This is a genomic window from Achromobacter sp. AONIH1, assembly GCF_002902905.1.
GTDB lineage: Bacteria > Pseudomonadota > Gammaproteobacteria > Burkholderiales > Burkholderiaceae_B > Achromobacter.
In genome coordinates, this window is sequence record NZ_CP026124.1 from 5,403,889 (window position 1) to 5,427,304 (window position 23,416).

21 protein-coding genes are annotated in these 23,416 nt (G+C 69.0%); 13 read left to right on the plus strand and 8 right to left on the minus strand.

Features of this window, described 5'->3' with window-relative positions; genetic code table 11:
- Window positions 1-18: 18 nt before the first annotated feature.
- The 7 genes from C2U31_RS24710 to C2U31_RS24740 all read left to right on the plus strand — a co-directional run bounded on the left by C2U31_RS24710 (window position 19) and on the right by C2U31_RS24740 (window position 7,853).
- A complete protein-coding gene (locus tag C2U31_RS24710) occupies window positions 19-1,584 on the plus strand; it encodes an ABC transporter substrate-binding protein (RefSeq protein ID WP_103275216.1) in 1,566 nt (521 codons plus the stop codon).
- Window positions 1,585-1,616: 32 nt separating this feature from the next.
- Window positions 1,617-2,591, plus strand: coding sequence for an ABC transporter permease (locus tag C2U31_RS24715; RefSeq protein ID WP_103275217.1), 975 nt, complete (start codon window positions 1,617-1,619; stop codon window positions 2,589-2,591).
- Complete coding sequence (locus C2U31_RS24720; RefSeq protein ID WP_103275218.1) at window positions 2,588-3,433, plus strand: ABC transporter permease; 846 nt, start codon at window positions 2,588-2,590, stop codon at window positions 3,431-3,433. The genes C2U31_RS24715 and C2U31_RS24720 overlap by 4 nt, the downstream gene beginning before the upstream one ends.
- Entirely contained in the window at window positions 3,430-5,109 is a 1,680-nt protein-coding gene (locus C2U31_RS24725) for an ABC transporter ATP-binding protein (RefSeq protein ID WP_103275219.1), read from the plus strand. Before C2U31_RS24720 ends, C2U31_RS24725 begins: the two co-directional genes overlap by 4 nt.
- Entirely contained in the window at window positions 5,106-6,077 is a 972-nt protein-coding gene (locus tag C2U31_RS24730; protein WP_103275220.1) for a glyoxylate/hydroxypyruvate reductase A, read from the plus strand. The genes C2U31_RS24725 and C2U31_RS24730 overlap by 4 nt, the downstream gene beginning before the upstream one ends.
- Before the next feature lie 154 nt (window positions 6,078-6,231).
- Window positions 6,232-7,422: an FAD/NAD(P)-binding oxidoreductase gene (locus tag C2U31_RS24735; RefSeq protein WP_103275221.1), complete on the plus strand. Its 1,191-nt coding sequence runs from the start codon at window positions 6,232-6,234 to the stop codon at window positions 7,420-7,422.
- The gene (locus C2U31_RS24740; protein WP_103275222.1) at window positions 7,419-7,853 is read left to right on the plus strand and encodes a DUF1641 domain-containing protein; all 435 of its coding nucleotides are present in this window, start codon (window positions 7,419-7,421) and stop codon (window positions 7,851-7,853) included. The genes C2U31_RS24735 and C2U31_RS24740 overlap by 4 nt, the downstream gene beginning before the upstream one ends.
- Window positions 7,854-8,008: 155 nt before the next feature.
- On the opposite strand, the gene clpB is transcribed toward C2U31_RS24740, so the two are convergent.
- Window positions 8,009-10,615 carry an ATP-dependent chaperone ClpB gene (clpB, locus tag C2U31_RS24745; protein ID WP_103275223.1) on the minus strand — a complete coding sequence of 869 codons (2,607 nt, stop codon included), beginning with the start codon at window positions 10,613-10,615 and terminating at the stop codon, window positions 8,009-8,011.
- 139 nt (window positions 10,616-10,754) lie between these two features.
- Here clpB and C2U31_RS24750 point away from each other — a divergent pair, with 139 nt between their 5' ends.
- From C2U31_RS24750 to C2U31_RS24765, 4 genes are all read left to right on the plus strand, one after another.
- Window positions 10,755-11,228 (plus strand): gamma-glutamylcyclotransferase, encoded by a 474-nt coding sequence (locus C2U31_RS24750; protein ID WP_103275224.1) that lies wholly within the window; start codon window positions 10,755-10,757, stop codon window positions 11,226-11,228.
- A 96-nt stretch (window positions 11,229-11,324) separates the two neighbouring features.
- The gene (gene fnr, locus C2U31_RS24755; protein ID WP_103275225.1) at window positions 11,325-12,053 is read left to right on the plus strand and encodes a fumarate/nitrate reduction transcriptional regulator Fnr; all 729 of its coding nucleotides are present in this window, start codon (window positions 11,325-11,327) and stop codon (window positions 12,051-12,053) included.
- A gap of 8 nt (window positions 12,054-12,061) precedes the next feature.
- On the plus strand, window positions 12,062-13,216 hold the full coding sequence (locus C2U31_RS24760) for a hypothetical protein (protein WP_233772488.1): 1,155 nt from the start codon (window positions 12,062-12,064) through the stop codon (window positions 13,214-13,216).
- 169 nt (window positions 13,217-13,385) lie between these two features.
- Window positions 13,386-14,687, plus strand: a complete 1,302-nt coding sequence (locus C2U31_RS24765) for an MFS transporter (RefSeq protein WP_103275226.1) — start codon at window positions 13,386-13,388, stop codon at window positions 14,685-14,687.
- Window positions 14,688-14,773: 86 nt separating this feature from the next.
- Here C2U31_RS24765 and C2U31_RS24770 read toward each other — a convergent pair whose 3' ends face one another.
- The 3 genes from C2U31_RS24770 to C2U31_RS24780 all read right to left on the minus strand — a co-directional run bounded on the left by C2U31_RS24770 (window position 14,774) and on the right by C2U31_RS24780 (window position 16,854).
- Entirely contained in the window at window positions 14,774-15,109 is a 336-nt protein-coding gene (locus C2U31_RS24770) for a 2Fe-2S iron-sulfur cluster-binding protein (protein WP_103275227.1), read from the minus strand.
- A gap of 18 nt (window positions 15,110-15,127) precedes the next feature.
- Complete coding sequence (locus tag C2U31_RS24775) at window positions 15,128-15,718, minus strand: NUDIX domain-containing protein (protein ID WP_103275228.1); 591 nt, start codon at window positions 15,716-15,718, stop codon at window positions 15,128-15,130.
- A 116-nt stretch (window positions 15,719-15,834) separates the two neighbouring features.
- The gene (locus C2U31_RS24780) at window positions 15,835-16,854 is read right to left on the minus strand and encodes an NAD(P)-dependent alcohol dehydrogenase (RefSeq protein WP_103275229.1); all 1,020 of its coding nucleotides are present in this window, start codon (window positions 16,852-16,854) and stop codon (window positions 15,835-15,837) included.
- 142 nt (window positions 16,855-16,996) lie between these two features.
- Here C2U31_RS24780 and C2U31_RS24785 point away from each other — a divergent pair, with 142 nt between their 5' ends.
- On the plus strand, window positions 16,997-17,917 hold the full coding sequence (locus C2U31_RS24785) for a LysR family transcriptional regulator (protein WP_103275230.1): 921 nt from the start codon (window positions 16,997-16,999) through the stop codon (window positions 17,915-17,917).
- Window positions 17,918-17,994: 77 nt separating this feature from the next.
- Here the strand turns inward: C2U31_RS24785 and C2U31_RS24790 are convergent, their stop codons facing one another.
- The 3 genes from C2U31_RS24790 to rfbD form a co-directional block, all read right to left on the minus strand.
- On the minus strand, window positions 17,995-19,248 hold the full coding sequence (locus C2U31_RS24790) for an Hsp70 family protein (protein WP_103275231.1): 1,254 nt from the start codon (window positions 19,246-19,248) through the stop codon (window positions 17,995-17,997).
- Window positions 19,249-19,369: 121 nt separating this feature from the next.
- On the minus strand, window positions 19,370-19,705 hold the full coding sequence (locus C2U31_RS24795) for a hypothetical protein (protein WP_103275232.1): 336 nt from the start codon (window positions 19,703-19,705) through the stop codon (window positions 19,370-19,372).
- Between the two features lie 274 nt (window positions 19,706-19,979).
- Window positions 19,980-20,888, minus strand: a complete 909-nt coding sequence (rfbD, locus tag C2U31_RS24800) for a dTDP-4-dehydrorhamnose reductase (protein WP_103275233.1) — start codon at window positions 20,886-20,888, stop codon at window positions 19,980-19,982.
- A 290-nt stretch (window positions 20,889-21,178) separates the two neighbouring features.
- On the opposite strand from rfbD, the gene C2U31_RS24805 reads away from it, so the two are divergent.
- Complete coding sequence (locus C2U31_RS24805) at window positions 21,179-21,922, plus strand: response regulator transcription factor (protein WP_103275234.1); 744 nt, start codon at window positions 21,179-21,181, stop codon at window positions 21,920-21,922.
- Window positions 21,923-21,947: 25 nt separating this feature from the next.
- On the opposite strand, the gene hemN is transcribed toward C2U31_RS24805, so the two are convergent.
- A complete protein-coding gene (gene hemN / locus C2U31_RS24810) occupies window positions 21,948-23,378 on the minus strand; it encodes an oxygen-independent coproporphyrinogen III oxidase (protein ID WP_103275235.1) in 1,431 nt (476 codons plus the stop codon).
- Window positions 23,379-23,416: the final 38 nt, after the last annotated feature.

The window sequence follows — 23,416 nt, forward strand, 5'->3', positions numbered from 1 at the left end:
CGTCACCAGGAGAACCTCATGAACCGACGCGACTTTCTGATCTCGAGCGCCGTCACGGCCGGCTGGCTGAGCGGCGCGACCGCCCTGCCCGCCTGGGCCGCGGCCGCGCGCAACGGCGTGCTCAACATCGCCGTGCAACCCGAGCCGCCGGGCCTGATGCTGGGCATCGTGCAGAACGGCCCCACGCAGATGATCGGCGGCCAGATCTACGAAAGCCTGCTGCGCTACGACGACAAGCTTGAGCCCATGCCCGGCCTGGCCGCGTCCTGGACGGTGAACGACGCGGCCACCGTCTACACCTTCACGCTCAAGCAGGGTGTGCAGTGGCACGACGGCAAGCCCTTCAACGCGCACGACGTGGTGTTCAGCGTCGACCAGTTCCTGCGCAAGACCCACGCGCGCCTGCGCGCCGGGCTGGCCTTCGTGGACAGCATCAAGGCGCTGGACGAGCACACGGTCGAATTCCGCCTGCCCCGGCCGTTCGGCCCGTTCCTGGGGCTGTTCGAGGTCGGCACCATGCCGATGGTGCCGCGCCATATCTACGAAGGCACCGACTACCTGAACAACCCGGCCAACAACACGCCCATCGGCACCGGCCCGTACAAGTTCAAGGAATGGCGGCGCGGCTCGTACATCCAGCTGGTGCGCAACGAGCAGTACCACGAGGCCGGCCTGCCCAGCGTCGACACGCTGTACTTCCACGTGATCCCCGACGCCGCCTCGCGCGCGGCCGCCTTCGAATCCGGCAAGATGGACGTGCTGCCCGGCGGCACCGTCGAATACTTCGACATCGCGCGCCTGAAGGCGCTGCCCAACGTCGAGACCACCACCAAGGGCTGGGAATTCTTCGGCCCGCATTCCTTCATGTGGCTCAACAACCGCCATCCGGTGCTCGCCGACGTGCGCGTGCGCCGCGCCATCATGTACGCGCTGGACCGCGAGGCCATGCGCAACGTGGCCTGGTATGGCTTCGGCAAGGTCGCCACCGGGCCGTTCAACAGCAGCGTGCGCTATTACACCGACCAGGTCACGCGCTATCCGCGCGACGTGGCGCGCGCCAAACAACTGCTCAAGGAAGCCGGCTACAAGGGTCAGACGCTGCGCCTGCTGCCGCTGCCCTACGGCGAGACCTGGCAGCGCTACGCCGAGATCGCGCGCCAGAACCTGGCCGAGGTTGGCATCAAGCTGGAGATGACCGCCACCGACGTGGCCGGCTGGAGCGAGAAGACCGCCAACTGGGACTACGACATCGCCTTCTGCTACCTGTACCAATACGGCGACGCCGCGCTGGGCGTGAGCCGCAACTACCTCACGTCCACCATCGCCAAGGGCTCGCCCTGGAACAACGTCGAGGGTTACAGCAACCCCAAGGTCGACGAGCTGTTCGAACGCGGCGCGCAGGAAGCCGATCCGCAGAAGCGCCGCGCGCTGTACGAAGAGGTGCAGCGCATCCTGGTCGACGAGGCGCCGGTGGCCTGGCTGCTGGAACTGCAATTCCCCACGCTCTACCGCAACAACATCAAGAACCTGATCAATTCCGGCATCGGTTTGAACGATAGCCTGGCGCGCGCCACGCTGGCCTGAACGGCGCGCAGCCCGGCAACAGGGGGAATGCCATGAAGAAACTCGCTTACCTGATGCGCCGCGTCGCGCAGGGCCTGCTGGTGCTGGCCCTGATCGCGGTCATCAATTTCCTGCTGATCCGCGCCGCGCCCGGCGACCCGGCCGCCGTCATGGCGGGCGAGGCCGGCGCGGCGGACGAAGCCTTCGTCGCGCAGCTGCGCGAGCGCTTTGGACTGGACAAGCCGCTGCCCCAGCAGCTGGCGACCTACCTGGGACACGCCGCCCGGCTGGACCTGGGTGATTCCTACCGCCAGCAACGGCCCGTCATGAGCCTGATCGGCGAACGGCTGCCCGCGACGCTGCTGCTGACCCTGACGGCCTTCGTCGTGTCGCTGACCCTGGGCGTGGCATTGGGCGCCTGGAGCAGCGCCCGCGCCGGCACCTGGCTCGACAGCCTGGTCAGCACGCTGTCGATGCTGTTCTACGCCACGCCGCTATTCTGGCTGGCGCTGATGGGAGTGCTGCTGTTCTCGGTCAAGCTGGAATGGCTGCCGGGCTTCGGCTTCGAAACGGTGGGCGCGGGCCACGCGGGACTGGCTCGCGCGGCCGACATCGCCCGTCACCTGGTGCTGCCGGCGGCCACGCTGGCGCTCTTCTACATGGCGGTGTATGCCCGCATGACGCGCACCGCCATGCTGGAAGTGGCGCAGATGGATTTCATCAAGACCGCCCGCGCCAAGGGCCTGTCGCCGCGCCGCATCCAACGCCGCCACATCCTGCGCAACGCACTGCTGCCGGTCATCACGCTGGCCGGCATCCAGGCCGGCTCCATGGTGGGCGGCACGGTGCTGATCGAGACCGTGTTCGCCTGGCCCGGCATCGGCCGGCTGATGTTCGACGCCCTGGTGCAGCGCGACTACAACCTGCTGCTGGGCACGTTCCTGATCACGGCGGCGCTGGCCGTGGCGTTCAACATCATCACCGACCTGCTCTACACGCTGGCCGATCCGAGGATAGAACTGCAATGAACAACGGATTCTGGCGGCGTTTCCGCCGCAACAAGGGCGCCCTGGCCGGGCTGGCCGTGATGGCCGTGGTGCTGCTGCTGGCGCTGTCCGCGCCGCTGGTCGCGCCGCACGATCCCTGGGCCATGGTGCAGCGCCCCTTCCTGCCGCCGCTGGACCTGGCCGGCCTGCCGTTCGGCACCGACACCATGGGCCGCGACATCGGCTCGGGGCTGGCCTACGGCGCCCGCATCTCTCTGCTGATCGGGCTGGTCTCGACGCTGGCGGGCCTGCTGATCGGCGTGTCGGTCGGCGCGCTGGCCGGCTACTACGGCGGCTGGATCGACAACAGCCTGATGCGCTTCACCGAGCTGTTCCAGGCCATTCCCAGCTTCGCGCTGGCCATCGTGCTGGTGGCGATCTTCCAGCCCTCGGTGGCGTCCATCGTCACGGCCATCGCCCTGGTCTCGTGGCCGCCGGTGGCGCGGCTGGTGCGCAGCGAATTCCTGACGCTGCGCCACCGCGACTTCGTCCATGCCGCGCACCTGGCGGGCGAATCGAACCTGCGCATCATCGTCACCCAGATCCTGCCCAACGCGGCCGCGCCCATCGTGGTGATGGGCTCGCTGATGGTGGCCACGGCCATCCTGCTGGAATCGAGCCTGAGCTTCATGGGCCTGGGCGATCCCAACGTGATGAGCTGGGGCTACATGATCGGCGCGGCCCGCACCGCGCTGCGCCAGGCCTGGTGGATCAGCCTGTTCCCCGGCGTGGCCATCCTGCTGACGGTGCTGGCGCTGAACCTGATCGGCGAAGGCCTGAGCGACGGGCTGAACACCCGCATGGATCCCAGGAGCCGCGCATGAACCTCGTCACCTCCCATGCCGCCGCCCCGCCATCCGGGGACGCCCTGCTCGACATCCGCGACCTGTCGATCCGCCTGCCGGCCGGCGCCGACCGCCCGCTCGCGGTCAAGGACGCCAGCCTGCGCATCGGTCGCGGCGAAACGCTGTGCATCGTGGGCGAAAGCGGCTCCGGCAAGTCCATGATCGCCAACGCCGTCATGGGCCTGCTGCCGCAGCCCATGGTGGCGCCGGTGGCCGGCGCCATCGTGTTCCAGGGCCACGACCTGCTGGCCCTGGCCGAACCGCAATGGCGCGCGCTGCGCGGCAACCGCATCGGCATGATCTTCCAGGATCCGATGTCGGCGCTCAATCCGGTGATGCGCATCGGCGACCAGCTCGAAGAGGCGCTGGACGCGCACCTGCGCCTGTCGCCCGCCGACAAGCGCGCCCGCATCCTGGGCGCGCTGCGCGACGTGCGGCTGCCGGATCCCGAGGGCATCGCCGCCAGCTATCCCGGACGCCTGTCCGGCGGCCAGCGCCAGCGCGTCATGATCGCCTGCGCGCTGATGCTGGAGCCGGCGCTGCTGATCGCCGACGAGCCCACCACCGCGCTGGACGTCACCACCCAGGCGCAGATCCTGGAGCTGATCCGCGACCTGCAGGCCAAGCGCGGCACCGCCGTGCTGTTCATCACCCATGACTTCGGCGTGGTTTCGCAGATCGCCGACCACGTGGCCGTGATGCAGCTGGGCGAGATCGTCGAGGCCGGCGCGGCCGCCGACGTGCTGGGCCATCCCCGTCACGACTACACCCGCAAGCTGATCGCCGCCATCCCGCACGGCATGCCCGACACGGCGCGCGAGGCCGCGCGCCAGCCGGTATTGCTGGACGTGCGCGACCTGCACAAGACCTATGTGTCCGGCGGCGGCCTGTTCCGGCGCGGCCGCGAAACCGCCGCCATGCGCGGCATCAGCTTCACCCTCCAGCGCGGCGAGGTGCTGGGCCTGGTGGGCGAGTCCGGTTCGGGCAAGTCCACGCTGGGCCGCTGCATCGCCGGCTTGCTGGCGCCGGACGGCGGCCAGATCCTCTTCAACGGCCAGGCGGGCAATGCGCGCCCCGCGCCGGGACGTGTGCAAATGGTGTTCCAGGACCCGCAGGCCTCGCTCAACCCGCGCCATACCGTGGGCCGCTCGATCATGGCCGGCCCGCTGGCGCAAGGCATGGCGCCGGAACGCGCCCGCGCCCGGGCGGCGGAACTATTGCAGCTGGTCGGCCTGAATCCCGATGCCGCCGGACGCTATCCGCATGAGTTCTCCGGCGGCCAGCGCCAGCGCATCGGCATCGCCCGCGCGCTGGCCAGCGAGCCCGAGCTGATCGTGGCGGACGAGCCGGTGTCGGCGCTGGACGTATCCGTGCAGGCCCAGGTGCTGGAGCTGTTCGCCAGCGTGCGCCGGCGGTTCCAGCTGAGCATGCTATTCGTCACCCACGACCTGCGCGTGGCGGCGCAGATGTGCGACCGCATCGCCGTCATGCAGCAGGGCCGCATCATCGAATGCGGGCCCGCCGCGCAGATCATCGGCGCGCCCGGCCAGGGCTACACGCGTGAACTGGTGCGGGCCGTGCCCGACTTCGCCAGCATCGTTTCCGGACGCGCGCGCATCAGCGGCCACGCGCGGCTGGCGGAGGTCGCGGCATGAGCGCCCTGCCCCTGCACGCCACCGATCGGCCGCCCTGTATCGCGCTGCTGAGCCGGGTGCTGGACATGCGCTACCTGGTGCCGGCGTTCCAGGCGCTGCGGCCCGACATCGCCTGGCGCACCGCCGACGACCTGGGCGATCCGGCCGATATCGACGCCGCGGTATGCTGGCTGCCGCCCGCCGGTCTGCTGGGCGCGCTGCCCAACCTGCGCCTGATCCAGTCCATCGGCGCCGGCGTGGACCACATCTACGCCGACCCCGCCGTGCCGCGCCACGTGCCGGTCTGCCGCGTGGCCGAGGCGGGCATGGCGGCGGGCATGAGCAGCTACGTCGCCTGGGCGGTGATCAACCATCACCGCCATTTCCCCGACTACGTGCGCAACCATGCCCAGGGGGTGTGGCGCGAGAGCCCCATCGTGCCGCCATCGGAACACCGCGTGGCCATCGCCGGGCTGGGCCGGCTGGGCCTGGCCGCCGCGCGCGCGCTGGCGGCGCTGGGTTATCGCGTCTCGGGCTGGAGCCGCACGCCCAAGCCCGATCTGGCCGAGGGCATCACGGGCTATCACGGCGCCGACGGCCTGCCGGCGCTGCTGGCCCAGGCCGACACGCTGGTCTGCCTGCTGCCGCTGACGGACGAGACGCGCGGCTTCCTGGGCGCCGCGACCTTCGCCCGATTGCCGCGCGGCGCCCATGTGGTCAACGCGGGCCGGGGCGAGCACCTGGACGCCGCCACCCTGCTGGCGGCGCTGGACAGCGGCCAGCTCTCCTACGCCACGCTGGACGCCACCCCGCAGGAGCCGCTGCCGCCGGACCATCCGCTGTGGCGACATCCCAAGGTGATGATCACGCCCCACATCGCCACCCGCACGCCGGCCGCCGCCATCGCGCGGCAGACGCTGGACAACCTGGCGGCATTGCAGGCGGGACGTCGCCCCGACACCTGCGCCGACGCGGCCCTCGGATACTGAGCCGGCCAGCGCCAGGCGCGGCGCGGACGCGTAACGGACATCCGCGCCGCGCCTGGCGCCGCATGGACCGGTTGACGCGGTCATCCCCGCTTGCTACACCAACAGACGCAATTGCACTTGGTCCCAGAAACTTCTCTCTACCTGGAGGTGGTTTATGAGCAAGCGTATTGTTGTCGTAGGCGGCGGCGTAGGCGGCACCATGCTGGCCAATCAGCTCGCCGGAAAGCTGTACCCCGAGATCCAACGCGGCGAAGTCTCCATCACGCTGCTCTCGGATTCGCCGGATCACTACTACAAGCCGGCCTTCATGTACGTGGCCTTCAATCTCTTCTTCCGCGAAGAACTGAAGCGGCCGGAACGCTCCCTGCTGCGACCCGAGATCGAATTCCGCGTGGACAAGGTCACGCGCTTTCATTTCGACCGTCAGGAACTGTCCACGCAGAGCGGGCAACGCCATGGCTATGACTATCTGGTCATCGCGACAGGCTGTGTGCCATCCCCTGAGCGCATCGAAGGGCTGAAAGAAGCCGGCGACCACTTCTACCAGTACGCCGCCGCCCGCCAGCTGGCGGACCGCCTGTCGCGCATCGAACGCGGGCGGGTCTTCGTCAGCGTCACCTTCCCCAAGACGCCCAACGTTCCGCACCAATGCGGCATCGCCCCCATCGAGACCACACTGATGCTGGACGACTACCTGCGGCGTCGCGGCGTGCGCGACAAGGTGGAAATCGTCTACACCTACCCGACCACCTCGCAGCTGCTGCGCAACTGCCTGTTCCTGCAGCGCCCGACCTGCGAGGTGCTGCCCGGCATCTTCGAACAGAAGGGCATCCGCTTCCAGCGTGGCTTCACGCTGTCGCGGGTCGATCCGGAACGGCGCATCGCGTACTCGGAGGAAGGCGGCGAACAGCCCTTCGACATCCTCATGGCCACGCCGCCGATACGCGCCGTGGACGTGGTGCTGGAGTCGGGCGTGTCGCAGGCCGAGAACAACGAGGGCTGGCTGCCGACCGACCACGAGACCCTGAAGGTCTACGGACTGGAGAACGTCTACGTGATCGGCGACACGGTCGACCTGCCGGTCAGCAAGGCCGGCGGCTCCTGCCACAACCAGGCGCCGGTCATCGCCAACAACATCGCCGGCGAGATCCGGTTGGGCCAGGTCTGCAGCGCCTATGACGGCCGGGTGCAGGCGGTGGCCCAGATGGGCCTGAACGCCGGCATGCCGCTCTGGTACGACTACACCCACGACGTGCTGCCCACGCCGCCCACCAAGCTCGGCGGCCTGCTGCGCCACGGCTTCAATCGCGGCCTGTACTGGGCCGTCGCAAGGGGAATGCTATGAACGCGCCACACGAAGGAACCGCCGCGCTGCCCGCCGACACGCCCGCGTCCGCCCCTTTCCTCGGCGGCGGGCCGGGCGCGCGCGCCCTGGCCGACCGGCTGGGCCTGCTGGCCGAGGCCGGCCGGCTCGACAACATCGCCGACCTGCTGTCGCTGGCCTCGGACCTGGTGGACCTGCTGGACCAGTCCATGGTGGAAAAGCTGGCGCTGCTGTCCGAGCAGGCCACCAGCGCGGCCTGGATCGCCGCCAATACATTGCGCGACGCCCACGCCCGCACGCTGCGGGAAGAACGGCCGCCCAGCCTGACGGGCCTCATCGGCCTGCTGCGTGACGAGGACACGCGGCGCGGCATGGCCGTGGCGCTGCGGGCGCTGCAGACGCTGGGCCGGCAGATGAAGGCCCAGCGGCAGGACTACGCGGACGCCTCGTAGGCCGCGCTGGCGCATCGAGAGCCCGCGCGAGAACCCGCGCGCGGGGGAGCGGCCCCGCCTCGCATGCGAGGCGCGTAAAAAAACCCCGGCGGCTCGGGTTTGAGCCGCCGGGGTCGTGTCGGCGCGCGGCAGGCTCCCGCCGCGCCCGGCCCCGCTTACTGCAAGGTGCGCGTGAAGACGAACTTGCCGTCCTGCCAGTCCACCGGCACCACGTCGCGCGGACCGAACTGGCCTTCCAGGATCAGCCTGGCCACCGGGTTCTCGATCTGCTGCTGGATCGCGCGCTTGAGCGGCCGCGCGCCGAACACCGGATCGAAGCCCGAACGCGCCAGCTCGGCCAGCGCGGCCTCGGTCACTTCCAGCCGCATCTCCTGCCGTTCCAGGCGCTCGCCCAGGCGGCGCAGCTGGATGCGGGCGATGGACTCGATGTGCTGCGCTTCCAGGCCGTGGAACACCACCACCTCGTCGATGCGGTTCAGGAACTCGGGCCGCAGCGTCTGCTTGAGCTCGTCCCACACCACTTCCTTGACCACCTCGTAGGGCTTGCCGGCCAGGCTCTGGATGTGATGCGAACCCAGGTTCGAGGTCATCACAATGACGGTGTTGCGGAAGTCCACCGTGCGGCCCTGGCCATCGGTCAGGCGACCGTCGTCCAGCACCTGCAGCAGCACGTTGAAGACGTCCGGATGGGCCTTTTCCACTTCGTCCAGCAGCACCACGCTGTAGGGCTTGCGGCGCACGGCCTCGGTCAGGTAGCCGCCCTCTTCATAGCCCACGTAGCCCGGAGGCGCGCCGATCAGCCGCGCCACCGAGTGCTTTTCCATGAACTCGCTCATGTCGATGCGGATCATGTGCTCTTCGGAGTCGAACAGGAACTCGGCCAGCGCGCGCGTCAGCTCGGTCTTGCCCACGCCCGTGGGGCCCAGGAACAGGAACGAGCCATAGGGCCGCGACGGATCCGCCAGGCCGGCGCGCGAACGCCGGATGGCGTCGGACACCAGGCGCACGGCCTCGTCCTGGCCCACCACGCGCTTGTGCAGGTATTCCTCCATGTGCAACAGCTTCTCGCGTTCGCCCTGCATCATCTTGGACACCGGGATGCCGGTGGCGCGCGACACGACCTCGGCGATTTCCTCGGCGCCGACGCGGGTGCGCAACAGGCGCGGCCGGCCCTCATCGCCCTCGGCCTCGGTGGCGGCCTCGGCCGCGCCGATCTCGGCGGCCTTCAGGCGCGCCTCCAGGTCGGGCAGCTTGCCGTACTGCAGCTCGGCCAGCTTGTCGAACTGGCCCTTGCGCTGCAACTCGGCCATCTCGGCGCGCACGCCATCGATCTCTTCCTTGATGGCCTGCGTGCCCTGCACGGCGGCCTTTTCAGCCTTCCAGATTTCCTCGAAGTCGTTGTACTCGCGTTGCAGCTTTTCGAGCTCGTCCTCGATCACGCCCAGGCGGCGCTTGGAGGCATCGTCGGTTTCTTTCTTGACGGCCTCGCGCTCGATCTTGAGCTGGATGATGCGGCGGTCGAGCTTGTCCATCACTTCCGGCTTGGAATCGATTTCCATGCGGATGCGCGCGCCGGCCTCGTCGATCAGGTCGATGGCCTTGTCGGGCAGGAAGCGGTCGGTGATGTAGCGGTGCGACAGCTCGGCCGCGGCCACGATGGCCGGGTCGGTGATCTCGACGCCGTGGTGGATCTCGTAGCGTTCCTGCAGGCCGCGCAGGATGGCGATGGTCGATTCCACGTCGGGTTCGTCGACCAGCACCTTCTGGAAGCGGCGCTCCAGCGCGGCGTCCTTCTCGATGTACTTGCGGTATTCGTCCAGCGTGGTCGCGCCGATGCAATGCAGCTCGCCGCGCGCCAGCGCGGGCTTGAGCATGTTGCCGGCGTCCATCGCGCCCTCGGCCTTGCCGGCGCCGACCATGGTGTGCAACTCGTCGATGAAAACGATGTTGCTGCCATCGTCCTGCGCCAGTTCCTTCAGCACGGCTTTCAGGCGCTCTTCGAATTCGCCTCGGAACTTGGCGCCGGCCAGCAGCGCGGCCAGGTCCAGCGACAGCACGCGCTTGCCGCGCAGCGTCTCGGGCACTTCGTCGTTGACGATGCGCTGCGCCAGGCCTTCGACGATGGCGGTCTTGCCGACGCCGGGTTCGCCGATCAGCACGGGATTGTTCTTGGTGCGGCGCTGCAGGATCTGGATGGTGCGGCGGATCTCGTCGTCGCGACCGATCACCGGATCGAGCTTGCCCTGGCGGGCGCGCTCGGTCAGGTCCATCGTGTACTTGGACAGGGCCTCGCGGTTGGACTCGCCCTCTGCGGCGGACACCGACTCGCCGCCGCGCACGGCGTCGATGGCGGCTTCCAGCGCCTTCTTCTGCAGGCCGGCTTCCTGCAGGATGCGGCCGGCCGGGCCTTTGTCGTCGGCCAGCGCCAGCAGGAACAACTCGCTGGCGATGTAGGTGTCGCCCCGGCGCGCGGCTTCCTTGTCGGTGCGCGTCAGCACGCCCTGCAGCTCGCGGCCGACCTGGACGTTGTCATCGCCCTGCACCTGAGGCAGGGACTTGAGCGCCTGCTCGATGGCCGGCTGCAACCGGTTCACGGCGACGCCGGCGCGCGCCAGCAGGCTGCCGGCCCCGCTGTCGGGATCGGACAGCAGCGCGGACAGCACATGTATGGGCTCAATGTAGGGATGATCGTTGCGGGCGGCCAGGCTCTGGGCGTCCGCCAATGCCTGTTGGAACTTGGTGGTAAGTTTGTCGAATCGCATAGTGGTCGTTTGGCTTGTTGAGGAGCCTGACCGATGCATCGCCGGCTGGCTCGATGACCTGAATATGCGGCCGGGACGGGGAATTTCAATACCCTGCCGGCCTTGCGGACTCTATCGACGTGCGGCAACCTGAGGAATCATGAGCATATACGTTTTTGTCTACGGCACGCTACGCGCGGGCGAGATCAACGACCTGGAGCGGACCGCCTCCGACCGTGGACTGCCGGCGGTACGGCGGGTCGGCGCGGCCAGCGTGCCGGGCCGGCTGGTCGACTTCGGCGCCTGGCCCGGCCTGATTCCCGTGGCTGACGGGCGTCGCGTCCTAGGAGATATCTATCAGGTCGAGCCGGCCCATATCCAATTGATGGACGAGATCGAGGACTACCATCCCGGCCGGCCCGGCTGCTTCCTGCGCCGCGACGTGCTGGCGCGCCTCGCGCAGCCGGGCCCGGACGGCGCGGAGCTGCCCTGTCAGTACTACCCGATAGATCCCGCGCGGCGTGGCGCCGCCAGCGACATCGCGGCCGTCGATCACGTCACGGACTGGGTCGTTTACCGCCACGCGGGGAACGCTCGCGCGGCGTCCCTGTCCAAGGACGCCGCGAGCGCGTAAGACACCCGTAGTAACAACGGACTACAATACCAATTGTCATCACGCTTCATGCCCGCATCGGCTACCCGCCGCTCGACGGGCGCTATAGAGGTCAATATGCAAAAAAGGGTCCCCGTAGCCCCAGATGCCGCCCATTGCTCCACGTGTATGCTGGGACACGTGTGCGTGCCCGTGGGCATGGCAGCCGCCGAAGTAGAAAAGCTGGACGAACTGGTGAAGGAACGCGTGCGCCTTGAAAAGGGCAAGACGCTGTACTCGCTGGATCACCCCCTCGATGCGGTCTATGGCGTGCGCTTCGGCAGCCTGAAGACGCAGCTCGAAGACGCGACTGGCCAGATCCAGATCACCGGTTTCCACCTGCCCGGCGAGATCGTCGGCATGGACGGCATGCTCGAGGGCAAGCACGTGTCGGCCGCCGTCGCGCTGGAAGACTCCGAAGTCTGCGTCATTCGCCTGAATGAAGTCGACCGCGTCGCCACCCACCTGCCCTCGCTGCAGCAGCAGTTCCGCCGTCTGATGAGCCGCGAGATCACGCGTTCGCACCAGATGCTGGCCTCGCTGGGTTCGATGCGTTCCGAGCAGCGCCTGGCGGCGTTCCTGTTGAACCTGTCGCAGCGCTACGCCTCGCTGGGCTATTCGTCCACCGAGTTCGTGCTGCGCATGAGCCGCGAGGAAATCGGCAACTACCTGGGCCTGACGCTGGAAACGGTAAGCCGGCTGTTCTCGCGCTTCGCGCGCGATGGGCTGATCCGCATCAACCAGCGCGAAGTCCGCATCCTCGACCAGCCTGCGCTCAAGCAGCTGCTGGGCCAAGAAAGCTGCTGAAGCCGCCCATGCGCCGCGCGCGCGCCTTCCTGCCGGCCGCCAGCCTGATGCTGGCGGCGTTGATGGCCCCGCTGGCGGCCGCCGCGCAGACGCCCCTGCCCGATCCCTACGACTACGACGAAGCCACGCCCGCGCCCAAGCCGGCCAAGCCGGCGCGCTGGCAGACCGTCGAGCTGGGCAAGCCGGGCCATCGCTACAAGATCCCGGTCTACGCCAACCGTCCGCTGGGCAAGGGCGAACTGGCCGACATCAAGCAGGTGGTGGTGGTGATCCACGGCGTCAAGCGCGACGCCGACCGCTATTACGAATACGTGGCCGACCTGCTGGAACGCAATCCGGAGCGCGCGCGCGACACGCTGGTGCTGGCGCCGCGTTTTTCCGGTTCCATCGATTCCGGTTTCGCCGGCATGGCGGCGTGGCGCAAGGCCAGCTGGGAAGAAGGCGAGGACAGCGTGCAGGCCGCCGGCCGGCCGGCGCCGGTCAGCTCGTTCCAGGTTCTGGATGACCTGCTGCGCAGCCTGGACGACCGCCAGCGCCTGCCCGCGCTGGCCGGCATCGTGCTGGCCGGCCATTCCGGCGGCGCGCAGCTGGTGCAACGCTACGCCGTGCTGAACAACGTCGACGGCCCGCTGCGCCGCGACGGGCTGGCGCTGCGCTACGTGATCGCCAATCCCTCTTCCTACCTGTACCTGACCAACGAGCGGCCACGCCCGGACGGCAAGGGCTACGCGCCCTACGAACGCGGCATCTGCCCCACCTACAACCAGTACAAGTACGGCACCGACAAGCTGCCCGCCTACGCGCGCGGCCAGGAGGAATCCCGGCTGTTCGTGCGCTACGCGGCGCGCGACGTCACCTACCTGCTAGGCGGCGCCGACAACAACCCCGAGCACCGGCTGCTGGACAAGACCTGCGGCGCCGAAGCCCAGGGCTCCACGCGACTGGCGCGCGGCACCGCCTACCTGCAATACGAGTTCCTGCTCGCGTCGCGCGGCGGCAAGCCGGTCACGCTGCACCGCGCCGGCTACGAAGTGCGCGGCGTGGGCCACGACGGCAAGAACATGTTCGGCTCGGAATGCGGCGCCCAGGCCCTGCTGGGCGAAGGCGCGCGCGGGACGGACAAGGCCGCGCCCTGCGAGCCGATCAAGCCGCGCGGCAAGTAGCGCCCGCCAGGCACCGTCCAGGGCGCCCTCCAATCATGACAGCAAGCTGAACGATGGCGCGGCGGCGCGTGCAATTTCGCGCGGCCGGGAGCAATATAGGGACATGCTGGCGGCGGCGCGCTTGCGGCCGCGCCGGCGTTTCCCATTCCGGCAAGCAGCAAGGACCGCCATGACGCACACGCATCTGGATGTCGCCGACGCGAAGCGCCGCATCAAGGCCATTTTCGTCGGCTCCATGGGCAACCTGGTCGAGTGGTACGACTTCTACGCCTACACCGCCTTCGCGCTGTACTTCGCCCCCGCCTTCTTCCCCTCGCACGATCCCGTCGTCCAGCAGCTCAATGCCGCCACGCTGTTCGCGGCCGGCTTCATCGTGCGGCCGCTGGGCGGCTGGCTGTTCGGGCATATCGCGGACCGGCACGGCCGGCGGCTGTCGCTGATGGTGTCGGTGGGCATGATGTGCGTGGGCTCGCTGATCATCGCACTCACGCCCACCTACGCCTCCATCGGCCTGGCCGCGCCGGCGCTGCTGGCGCTGGCGCGCGTGATCGAGGGGCTGAGCCTGGGCGGGGAATATGGCGCCAGCGCCACCTACCTGACCGAGATCGCCGACGCCGAGCACCGCGGCTTCTATTCCAGCTTCCAGTATGTGACGCTGATCGGCGGCCAGCTCAGCGCGATCCTGGTGCTGTTGCTGCTGCAGAACGTGTTCCTGACTCACCAGCAGCTGGTGGATTGGGGCTGGCGCATCCCCTTCGTGATCGGCGCGCTGCTTGCCATCGTGACCGCCTTCATGCGGCGCGACATGCCCGAGACCGACTCCTACAAGGCCGCCAGCAAGACCCAGCCGCGCACCAGTTCGCTGCGCGGCCTGCTGAAGTACCCGCGCGAGGTGGCCATCGTGGTGGGCCTGACGGCGGGCGGCACGGCGGCCTTCTACACCTTCACCACCTACATGCAGACCTTCGTCCGGCAGACGGCGGGGTTCTCTGACATCGTCACCACCTATGTGATCGCCGCCTCGCTGATCTTCGCGCTGATCCTGCAGCCGCTGTATGGCGCGCTGTCCGACCGCATCGGGCGCAAGCCCTTGCTGGTGTTCTTCGGCGTCGCGGGCGCGCTGCTGACCGTGCCCATCCTGTACACGCTGGCGCAGACGCGCTCGCCCTTCATCGCCTTCCTGCTGATCTGCGGCGCCTGGGTCTTCACGGCCGGCTACACCTCGATCAACGCCGTGGTGAAGGCCGAGCTGTTCCCGACCAACATCCGCGCCACCGGCGTGGCCGTGCCGTATGCGGTGACCGTGTCGATCTTCGGCGGCACGGCGCCCGCCATCGCCCTGTGGTTCAAGCAGCAGGGGCATGAGCAATGGTTCTATTACTACCTGGCCGGCGTGATCTTCCTGTCGCTGCTGGTGTACGCGACCATGCGCGACACGCGCCGCGAATCGGCCATGCACCGACATGAATAGCGACAGCGGGCGCAAGCGGGCCTGACGCGGGCGGCCCGCCGCAATAGGCCCGCGCCGGCCACGCGCCACACGCCGGCATGCGCCGGCTAGCGTCGCGCTCCGGTCAGCGCCCGCTCGGGCGCGGGCGCGGGCGGCTCCAGCGGCGCGGCCTGCAAGGACTGGATCTCCAGCGCCGTGACGGCATGCGCCACGCAGGGCAGGATCCAGCCCTCTTCCTTCTCGTCGCGCGACAGGCCCGGCCATTCGATGCGGTAGCGGATCTCGCCCTCCAGCATGAGGCACATGCAGGCGCGGCAGGTGCCGTTGCGGCAGGAGCTGGGCAGCTTGATGCCGCCGGCCTGCGCGGCCAGCAGCAGCGGCGTGTCCTCGTCGGCATCGAAACGCAGGCCCGAGGGCTGGATCAGGACCGGATGCGAGGGCATGGCGGAAGGCGGACGGGCTCAGCCGGCCGCGTCGTCGCGCCAGTCCAGCTGCCAGGCGCCGGACAGCACGTTCTGCAGCCACAGCGTGCAGGTCAGGGTCTTGGCGTCCGTCACTTCTCCCCGGGCGCAGGCCTCATACAGCTCGGACGGCTGGGCGCTGATCACGTCCAGGAACTCGTCCTGGTCCAGCTGCCTCGGCCCGGCGCGCAGGCCGCGCGCGAAGAAGATGTGGATGATCTCGGTGGAATAGGCGATCGCCAGGTGCAGCGCGCCGGCGTGGGCCCATTGCGCGGCGGTATAGCCGGTTTCCTCCAGCAGCTCGCGCTTGCCGCAGGCCAGCGGATCCTCGCCCGGGTCCAGCTTGCCGGCGGGAAACTCCGTCATGACGCGGCCGATGGGATAGCGGAACTGCCGCTCCAGCAGCACCCGGCCGTCGTCGAGCAGCGGGATCACCACCACGGCGCCGGGATGCACCACGTATTCGCGCGTGGAGGTGTTGCCGTTGGGCAGGCGGACGGTGTCGTTGCGGATCTTCAGGAAGCGGCCGTCATAGGCCGCCACGCTGGAAACCAGCTCTTCGTGCAGATGGGATTCGGGTTTGGTCGTCATGGCGCGTGCGGATGGCGGCCGGGAGGGCGGCGGCCTGCGCCGTCCGCCCGGCAGGAGTGCATGAGCTTACCATCGCGCCGCGACGGTCCCGCGGGGCCGCGCGCCCGGCCCCGCGCCTACGGCGCTACCCGGATCACCACCTTGCCGAAATGGCTGCCGGACGCCAGGTGCGCGAAGGCGGCCGGCGCCTCGTCGAAGCCAAAGACCCGGTCGATCACGGGCTTGATGCCGGCGACCGAGACGAAACGGGCCAGGTCCTCCAGCATCTTGCGGCTGCCCACGAAAATGCCTTCCAGGCGCTTGGCGCCGCCGATCAGCGCCAGCGGCGCCACCGGCGTCGCGCCAAAGCCGCTGACGCCGCCGATCATGGATACCGTGCCGCCCATGCGCACGGCGGCCACCGAGCGCTCCAGCGTGCCCTGCCCGCCCACTTCCACCACGACGTGCGCTCCGTCGCCGCCCGTCTGGCGCAGCGCTTCGACCTGCCATTCGGGCGTCTCGCGGTAATTGATCAGCACATCCGCGCCCAGTTCGCGCGCCTGTTCCAGCTTGCGGTTGCTGGACGAGGTGACGATGGCCCGCAGGCCGGCGGCCTTGGCCAGCTGCAACCCCCAGATCGACACGCCGCCCGTGCCCAGCAGCAGCGCCGTCTGGCCCGCCTGCGCGCGGCCGCCGACGAACAGGGCGTTCCACGCGGTCACCGCCGCGCAGGGCAAGGTCGCGGCCTCTTCGTCCGACAGACCCGCCGGCGTGGCGACCAGCCCGTGTTCGGCATAGACGGCTTCCTCGGCCAGCACGCCATCGGTGGCCGCGCCCGGCGCCAGCGCGGTCTTGGCCGGCGTGGGCTCGCCATCGACCCAGTCCGGCATGAAGGCGCCCATGACACGGTCGCCCACGCGGAAACGCGTGACGCGCTCGCCCACGGCGGCGACCACGCCAGCCATGTCGGAGGCGGGGATCACGGGCGCGCCGCTGCCCTTCAGGTAAATGCCGTCCGCGACCATCAGGTCGCGGAAGTTCAGGGACACGGCGTGAACGCGCACGCGCACGTCGTACGGGCCGAGCGCTTTCGATTCCAGCGTGACGCGCTTGAGCGATTCGATGCCCTTGCCGCCGGTGACGTGATAGGCCTGCATGATGAGATTCCTTGCGATACGTAATGGAAGGCGCGCCGTGCCGGCGTCGCCCGGTATCGCTAAGATATAGGGGAATAGATATCCCTAGTGGCGCATTTTTTTCCTTTCAATGATTCCCGAAAGGCACCAATCAAGGATTGCCATGAATACCCGCAATGTCCACGACCGGCTCAACGGCATCGAAGCCTTCGTGCAGGCGGCCGAGGCCGGCAGCTTCGCGCTGGCGGCCGAGCGCCTGCGCCTGACACGCTCGGCCGTCGGCAAGTCCATCGCGCGGCTGGAGGCCCGGCTGGGCGTGCGGCTGTTCCACCGCACCACGCGCCAGCAAAGCCTGACCGACGACGGCCAGGCCTATTACGACCGCTGCGTGCGCGCGCTGGCCGAGCTGCAGGCGGCCGAGGCGGAGCTGGACAGCGGCCGCCGCGAGCCGCAGGGCCGCCTGCGCGTCACCGCGCCGCTGGTGTTTGGCCGGCATTGCGTCGCGCCGGTGCTGCGCGAGCTGGCGGGCCGCTATCCACAGCTGGAGGTCGACATCTCGTTCAGCGACCGCGTGGTGGACCTGATCGACGAAGGCTATGACCTGGGCATCCGCGTCGGCGACCTGCCGGACAGTTCCAGCCTCGCGGCCCGCCGGCTGGGCCTGCAGACAATGGGCATCGGCGCGTCGCCCGCCTATATCGCCGCTCACGGCCGTCCCGTCACGGCGCAGGAGATGCAGGCGCACGCCGGCATCATCTATGCGCGCGGCGGCCAGGACAAGGCCTGGACGATGCAGGACGAGGATGGCCGCGCGACACAGTTGCGCCTGCGGCCCAGCCTGCGCCTGGACGACCTGCAGGCCATCGCCGACGCGGCCATCGCCGGCGCCGGCCTGGCCTGGCTGCCCTGCTGGATGCTGGCGCGCTATGTCGGCACGGGAGAGCTGGAGGTGCTGATGCACGGCGACCAGCTGGCCGCCCACGAGGTGCACGCGGTCTGGCCGCAGGCGCGCCACCTGCCCTCCAAGACCCGCACCGCGATCGACGCGCTGGCCGCGCGCGTGCCTGCGATGCTGGCGCCGTAGCGGGGACGGCCTCGCGCGTACCCGCGCGGATCAGGGGGTAGAGAATGCCGGCGAGACCGGCGCGCCGAATACCTCGTTCAGCCGAACTTGCGCAACGCGTCCAGCGCCAGGCCGGCGCCGATGCTGCCGAACAGGTCGCCCTCGACGCTGCGCGCGCCGGGCACCAGCGCCGACACGCTTTCGCGCAGCCGGGGCACGCGACTGGAGCCGCCGGTGAAGAACACGGTGTCCACGTCCGCCGCCGCCACGCCGGCGTCGCGCAGCAGCGCGCCGACGGTGGTTTCCACCTTTTCGATCAGCCGGCCGACACAGGCGTCGAAGGACGGCCGCGTCACGTCCACGGCCAGCCCCGCGCCGACGCGCGACAGGTCGATGCGGGCCTCGGGCGCTTCGGACAGCGCGATCTTGGCCTCTTCCACCTGCACCGCCACCCAGTGGCCGGCGCGCTCCTTGACCAGATTCAGCAGCAGGTCGATCTTGGCGCGATCGCCGGCCTCGGCGCGGATGTAGGCGAAGTGCTCGGCGGCCTTGCGGGTATACGCCTGGTTGATGGTGTGCCAGCAGGCCAGATTGCCGTACTGCGTGGACGGCACGTCCTTGCCGCTGCGCAGCTGGCTGCCCAGGCCCAGCAGCGGCATGACGTGGGCCAGGCTCAGCTGCTTGTCGAAGTCCGCGCCGCCGATGTGCACGCCGCCATAGGCCAGGATGTCCTCGCGGCGGTCGGCCTTGCCGGCGCGGCCGGGGCCCAGCCGGATCAGCGAAAAGTCGGAGGTGCCGCCGCCGATGTCGATGACCAGCACCAGTTCCTCGCGGTCGATCTGCGATTCATAGTCGAAGGCCGCGGCCAGCGGCTCGAACTGGAATTCGATATCGGTGAAGCCGACCTGGCGGGCGATCTCGCCCAGCGTGTCCTGCGCCGTCTGGTCGGCGGCCGGATCGTCGTCCACGAAGAACACCGGTCGGCCTAGCACCACGCGCTGGAAATCGCGGCCGGCGGCGGTCTCGGCGCGGCGCTTGAGTTCGGCGATGAAGCGCGTGAGCAGCACGCGGAACGGAATCGAACGGCCCTGGACCTCGGTGGAGCCGTCGATCAGCGAGCTGCCCAGCAGGCTCTTCATCGAGCGCATCAGGCGCCCGTCGTAGCCGGCCAGATAGTCGGCGATGGCGCCCCGGCCATAGCTGACCTCGTTGTCTTCGTCATGGAAGAAGATGGCCGACGGCAGGGTGGGCTTGCCGTCCTCGAGCGACAGCAGCGCGTGCTGGCCGGGGCGGCTCCAGCCCACGGTGGAATTGGACGTGCCGAAGTCGACGCCGCATGCGGAGGAAATCATGGAATTCAAAGGCTTGGGGGCAAAACGGCGCACAAGTGTACCCTGCCCGCGCCGGATCGCTCCTTGCCCGCCCCCGCCCTCGTCCGCCGGGGCGCCCCGGCCCGCCGTCCTGGCCGCCCCGCTATTGCTGCTGGCGGCGCTGTTCAAGCTCGCGCAGGCATTGCGCCACGCCGGTCTGCATCTGCGCGTTGGACACTGCGGCGCGGTCCGAGACCCGGCGGCAGCGTTCGTACTCGGACCTGCTGGCCGGGGTATCGCTGATCGCCGCCGGCGCCTGCGCCCCGGCCTCGCCCGTGACGGTGATGCGCAGCGTCGAGGGCGGCGAGAGGCTGCCGTCCTTGGAGCGGACGCTGGGGTATTGGAATTCCTGGCTGGCGGGCGCGGCGGTCTGCGCCTGCGCCAGACCCGCCGTGCAGGCGACGGCGAACAGGAAAGCGGAAACGATGGTTTTCTTCATGGCGACCTCTCGGAAAATAAGGCGCAGGCCGCGCCCGACCATGCGTCCGGCGGGCTTGCGCGCCGGCCTATGGTAGTCCGCCTGCGCGCGCCAAGACGCAACACAATGCCGTGCAGATGTTTCCCGCCGTTTCTTCGTGGTTTCTTCGTGGCTTCTTCATGGGCTCTTCCCGCGCTCTTCCTGGACTCTTCGTTGCCGCTTGATCGCGTCGTTCCCGACGCGTCGCCGCCGCTTTGCCGCCGCGCCAGCCCGGCCCGCTGCACGCCCCCGAAGGCTAGATCAGGTTCCGCGTGCCCGCGATGGCCGCCAGCGCATGCGTCACGCCGTCATGCCAGTGCGGCGCGCGCACCCCGAAGGCCCGGGCCAGCCGGCCGCAGTCCAGCGTGGCATTGGCCGGACGCTGCGCGGCGTTCGGATACTCGCTGGCCGGCACGGCGTGGATGTCGGCCGGCGTCAGCGTCAGGGCCAGGCCGGCGCGGCGGGCCTGGCGCGCGATGAAGCAGGCGTACTCATGCCAGCTGGCATCGCCCGAGGCGCTCAGGTGGTACAGGCCGAACGGATAGTCGCCTTGGCCATGCAGATAGCGCGCCACGGCCAGCGCGGTGACGTCGGCGATATAGGCCGCGTCGGTCGGCGCGCCGCGCTGGTCGCCGACCACGCGCAAGGCCTCGGGCTGGCGCAAGGCCATCAGCATGGATTTGAGAAAGCTGTGGCCGAACACGCCATAGACCCAGGACGCCCGGAAGATCAGGTGCGCCGGATTGGCCGCCTGCACGGCGCGTTCGCCGGCCAGCTTGCTGCGTCCGTACATGTTCAGGGGCGCGGCCTCGTCATCCTCGACATAGGGCGCGGACTTGGCGCCGTCGAACACATGATCGGACGAGTAGTGCACCATCAGCGCGCCGCGCGCGGCGGCCAGCGCCGCCAGTTCGCCAGCCGCCTCGGCGTTGATCCGCATGGCGCGCACCGGGTCTGCCTCGGCGCGTTCCACGGCGGTCCAGGCCGCCGCATTGACGATCACATCGGGCTTTTCCCGACGCACGAGCCTGGCGATCTGCAAGGGATAGGTGAGATCGCAGTCATTCCTGCCCGCCGCCGACACCACGCCCAGCGGCGCAAGGCTGCGACGCAGTTCAAAACCCAATTGCCCATCCCTGCCCAGCAGCAGAATCTTCTTGGTCATGCTCTCGCTCTGCGGCGCCTGCCGCGTATCTCCACAGGCCCGCTCCGCTCCGCGCTGATCGCCTGCTTATCGCGCAAATACCGGCCGATGTGCCCGCCTTCATGCCCTTGTGTCCGTCACGCCGCGAATCTGACGGTGCAATGGTCCGATTTTGGCCTGAGTCGCATCCGGATAGCCATACTAAAACGTAATCTGACTTCGCAAATTTAAGACTATTGAGGATGCGAACCATGGCCGCCCTCGATGGCCCCGCGCCATCCCAGTCTTGTCCACCTGCCAGCGGAGCATCGATGAAACCGGTCAATACGACATCATTCTCGGCGTCTGACGCTTCGGGTCCCGAACGCCCGGGTCCCGGCGCCGCCCGCTCGGGCGGCCGCCGACACCTGCTGCTGTCGCGCCCGCCCGCCCCCATCCGGGTCGCCATCCTGGACGACCATCCCGTCGTGGCGCTGGGAGTGGGAGCTTACCTGGAAATGCGCCAGGGCTTCCGGGTCGTGCACCAGGAAACGTCGGCGCGGGGCCTGCTGGAAAAGCTGGCCGCCTCGCCCTGCGACGTGGCGCTGATCGATTTCTACCTGCCCCAGGAACCCTGGGACGGCGTGAACTACCTGCGGCGGCTCAAGCGCTATCACCCGACGATGGCGCTCATCACCTTTTCCGCGGGCAACCGGCACGAAACGCAATACGCAGCCTTCCGTGGCGGCGCCAGCGGCTATCTCGCCAAGCAATGGGGCATGGTGTTGCTGCCGGACATGATCCGTGGCGTGCTCAGTGGCAAGGACGCCTTCCTGTCGGTGCAGGACGGCAAGATACGCGCCATCCGGCCGACGCCGCCGCACGCGCAGCTGACGACCTCCGAAGTCGAGATCCTGCGCCATATCAGCCAGGGCCTGTCGGTGACGCAGATCGCGGCCCGCCTGATGCGCAGCAAGAAGACCATCAGCACGCACAAGCGCCGCGCGATGCGCAAGCTCGAGCTCTCGGACGATCTATCCCTGGCCCTGTACCTGCGCGAGAAGTTCGCCGGATGAGGCAGGCGCGGGGCGCGCCCGCGCCTCAGATGATGCGCGAGTAGCTGGCGCCGCTGCTGGCGGCGCGCAGATAGCCGTCGAAGGTCATGGCCACGGCGCGCACGAAGTACCAGCCCAGGCCCGTCACCTGCACGCCGCCGGCGCGCAGGTTGACCAGGCCCAGTTCGGCCAGATTCGCCAGCTGGGACAGTTCGCGGCCGAAGTAGTCGCCGAAGCGCAGGCCGTGCCGGGCCTCGACCTGGGCGAAGTCCACGTCGCCCTGGCACATGATGTCCATGATGATCTCGCGCCGCACCAGATCGTCGGGGCTCAGCTCCAGGCCCCGCTCGGTCGCGAAGCGCCCGGATTCGATGGCCTCGTAGTACGCGTCCAGCGTCTTGACGTTCTGGCTGTAGGTATTGCCGATGCGGCCGATGGCCGACACGCCCAGCGCCACCAGGTCGCGGTCCGGCTGCGTGCTGTAGCCCTGGAAATTGCGGTGCAGCTCGCCGCGCTGCTTGGCCTGCGCCAGCGAATCGGAATGCAGCGCGAAATGGTCCATGCCGATGTAGGCATAGCCATGCTTGAGGAACCCCTCGATGGCCGCGCTCAGCAGGCCCACGCGGGTGGCGCGGTCGGGCAGGTCCGCCTCGTTGATGCGGCGCTGCGGCTTGAACCGCTCCGGCAGGTGCGCATAGGCGTACAGCGCGATGCGGTCGGGTCGCAGCGCGATCACCTGCGAAATCGTACAGGCGAACGATTCCGTGGTCTGCAGCGGCAGGCCATAGATCAGGTCCACGTTGACCGAGGCGTAGCCCAACGCCCGCGCGCTCTGCACCAGCGCCCGCACGTCCTCGAACGATTGCACCCGGTGCACCGCGACCTGCACGCGCGGGTCGAAATCCTGCACGCCGAAGCTCAGCCGGTTGAAACCCAGCGTGCGCAGTAGCCCCAGGCGTTCGGGCGTGGCCGTGCGCGGATCCACCTCGATGGATATCTCGGCCTCGGGCTCGAAACGGAAGGCGCGCCGCAGGTCGCCCATCAGCCCGGTCAGTTCCTCATCCGACAGGAAGGTCGGCGTGCCGCCGCCGAAATGCAGCTGCGACACGGGCACGCCCGCTCCCAGTTCCTCCACGTGCAGCGCGATTTCCCGCGCCAGGGCGTCCAGATAGCGGGCGGCGCGGTCATGATGCCGGGTCACGACCTTGTTGCAGGCGCAGTAGTAGCAAACTGAATCGCAGAACGGAATGTGCACGTACAGCGACAGCGGCTCGGACGGACTGCTCGCGCGCCGCTGCCGAAGCGCCTGGCGGTACGCCGACTCGCCGAAGCCGCCGTGATAACGGTCGGCGGTCGGGTACGAGGTATAGCGGGGACCATTCTTGTCCAGCCGCGCCAGGAGCTGGGGAGGAAAAAAGGGCTCGGCGGCGGACGACGCCGGGGCTTGCGAGAATTGAGGGCGTAGGGCGGCTTGCATACCTTGGATTATTCGCTCGCGGCGCGCGCGCCGCCTTG

Excerpts from the sequence above, each read along its gene's own strand:
- C2U31_RS24715 (WP_103275217.1), top strand. The coding sequence starts at position 1,617 with ATGAAGAAACTCGCTTACCTGATGCGCCGCGTCGCGCAGGGCCTGCTG.
- C2U31_RS24790 (WP_103275231.1), bottom strand. The coding sequence starts at position 19,248 with ATGATTTCCTCCGCATGCGGCGTCGACTTCGGCACGTCCAATTCCACC.
- C2U31_RS24770 (WP_103275227.1), bottom strand. The coding sequence starts at position 15,109 with ATGCCCTCGCATCCGGTCCTGATCCAGCCCTCGGGCCTGCGTTTCGAT.
- C2U31_RS24780 (WP_103275229.1), bottom strand. The coding sequence starts at position 16,854 with ATGCAGGCCTATCACGTCACCGGCGGCAAGGGCATCGAATCGCTCAAG.
- C2U31_RS24760 (WP_233772488.1), top strand. The coding sequence starts at position 12,062 with ATGCGCCGCGCGCGCGCCTTCCTGCCGGCCGCCAGCCTGATGCTGGCG.
- C2U31_RS24765 (WP_103275226.1), top strand. The coding sequence starts at position 13,386 with ATGACGCACACGCATCTGGATGTCGCCGACGCGAAGCGCCGCATCAAG.
- hemN (WP_103275235.1), bottom strand. The coding sequence starts at position 23,378 with ATGCAAGCCGCCCTACGCCCTCAATTCTCGCAAGCCCCGGCGTCGTCC.
- fnr (WP_103275225.1), top strand. The coding sequence starts at position 11,325 with ATGCAAAAAAGGGTCCCCGTAGCCCCAGATGCCGCCCATTGCTCCACG.
- C2U31_RS24785 (WP_103275230.1), top strand. The coding sequence starts at position 16,997 with ATGAATACCCGCAATGTCCACGACCGGCTCAACGGCATCGAAGCCTTC.
- C2U31_RS24735 (WP_103275221.1), top strand. The coding sequence starts at position 6,232 with ATGAGCAAGCGTATTGTTGTCGTAGGCGGCGGCGTAGGCGGCACCATG.
- C2U31_RS24795 (WP_103275232.1), bottom strand. The coding sequence starts at position 19,705 with ATGAAGAAAACCATCGTTTCCGCTTTCCTGTTCGCCGTCGCCTGCACG.
- C2U31_RS24725 (WP_103275219.1), top strand. The coding sequence starts at position 3,430 with ATGAACCTCGTCACCTCCCATGCCGCCGCCCCGCCATCCGGGGACGCC.
- clpB (WP_103275223.1), bottom strand. The coding sequence starts at position 10,615 with ATGCGATTCGACAAACTTACCACCAAGTTCCAACAGGCATTGGCGGAC.
- C2U31_RS24740 (WP_103275222.1), top strand. The coding sequence starts at position 7,419 with ATGAACGCGCCACACGAAGGAACCGCCGCGCTGCCCGCCGACACGCCC.
- C2U31_RS24805 (WP_103275234.1), top strand. The coding sequence starts at position 21,179 with ATGAAACCGGTCAATACGACATCATTCTCGGCGTCTGACGCTTCGGGT.
- C2U31_RS24730 (WP_103275220.1), top strand. The coding sequence starts at position 5,106 with ATGAGCGCCCTGCCCCTGCACGCCACCGATCGGCCGCCCTGTATCGCG.
- C2U31_RS24775 (WP_103275228.1), bottom strand. The coding sequence starts at position 15,718 with ATGACGACCAAACCCGAATCCCATCTGCACGAAGAGCTGGTTTCCAGC.
- C2U31_RS24720 (WP_103275218.1), top strand. The coding sequence starts at position 2,588 with ATGAACAACGGATTCTGGCGGCGTTTCCGCCGCAACAAGGGCGCCCTG.
- C2U31_RS24710 (WP_103275216.1), top strand. The coding sequence starts at position 19 with ATGAACCGACGCGACTTTCTGATCTCGAGCGCCGTCACGGCCGGCTGG.
- C2U31_RS24750 (WP_103275224.1), top strand. The coding sequence starts at position 10,755 with ATGAGCATATACGTTTTTGTCTACGGCACGCTACGCGCGGGCGAGATC.
- rfbD (WP_103275233.1), bottom strand. The coding sequence starts at position 20,888 with ATGACCAAGAAGATTCTGCTGCTGGGCAGGGATGGGCAATTGGGTTTT.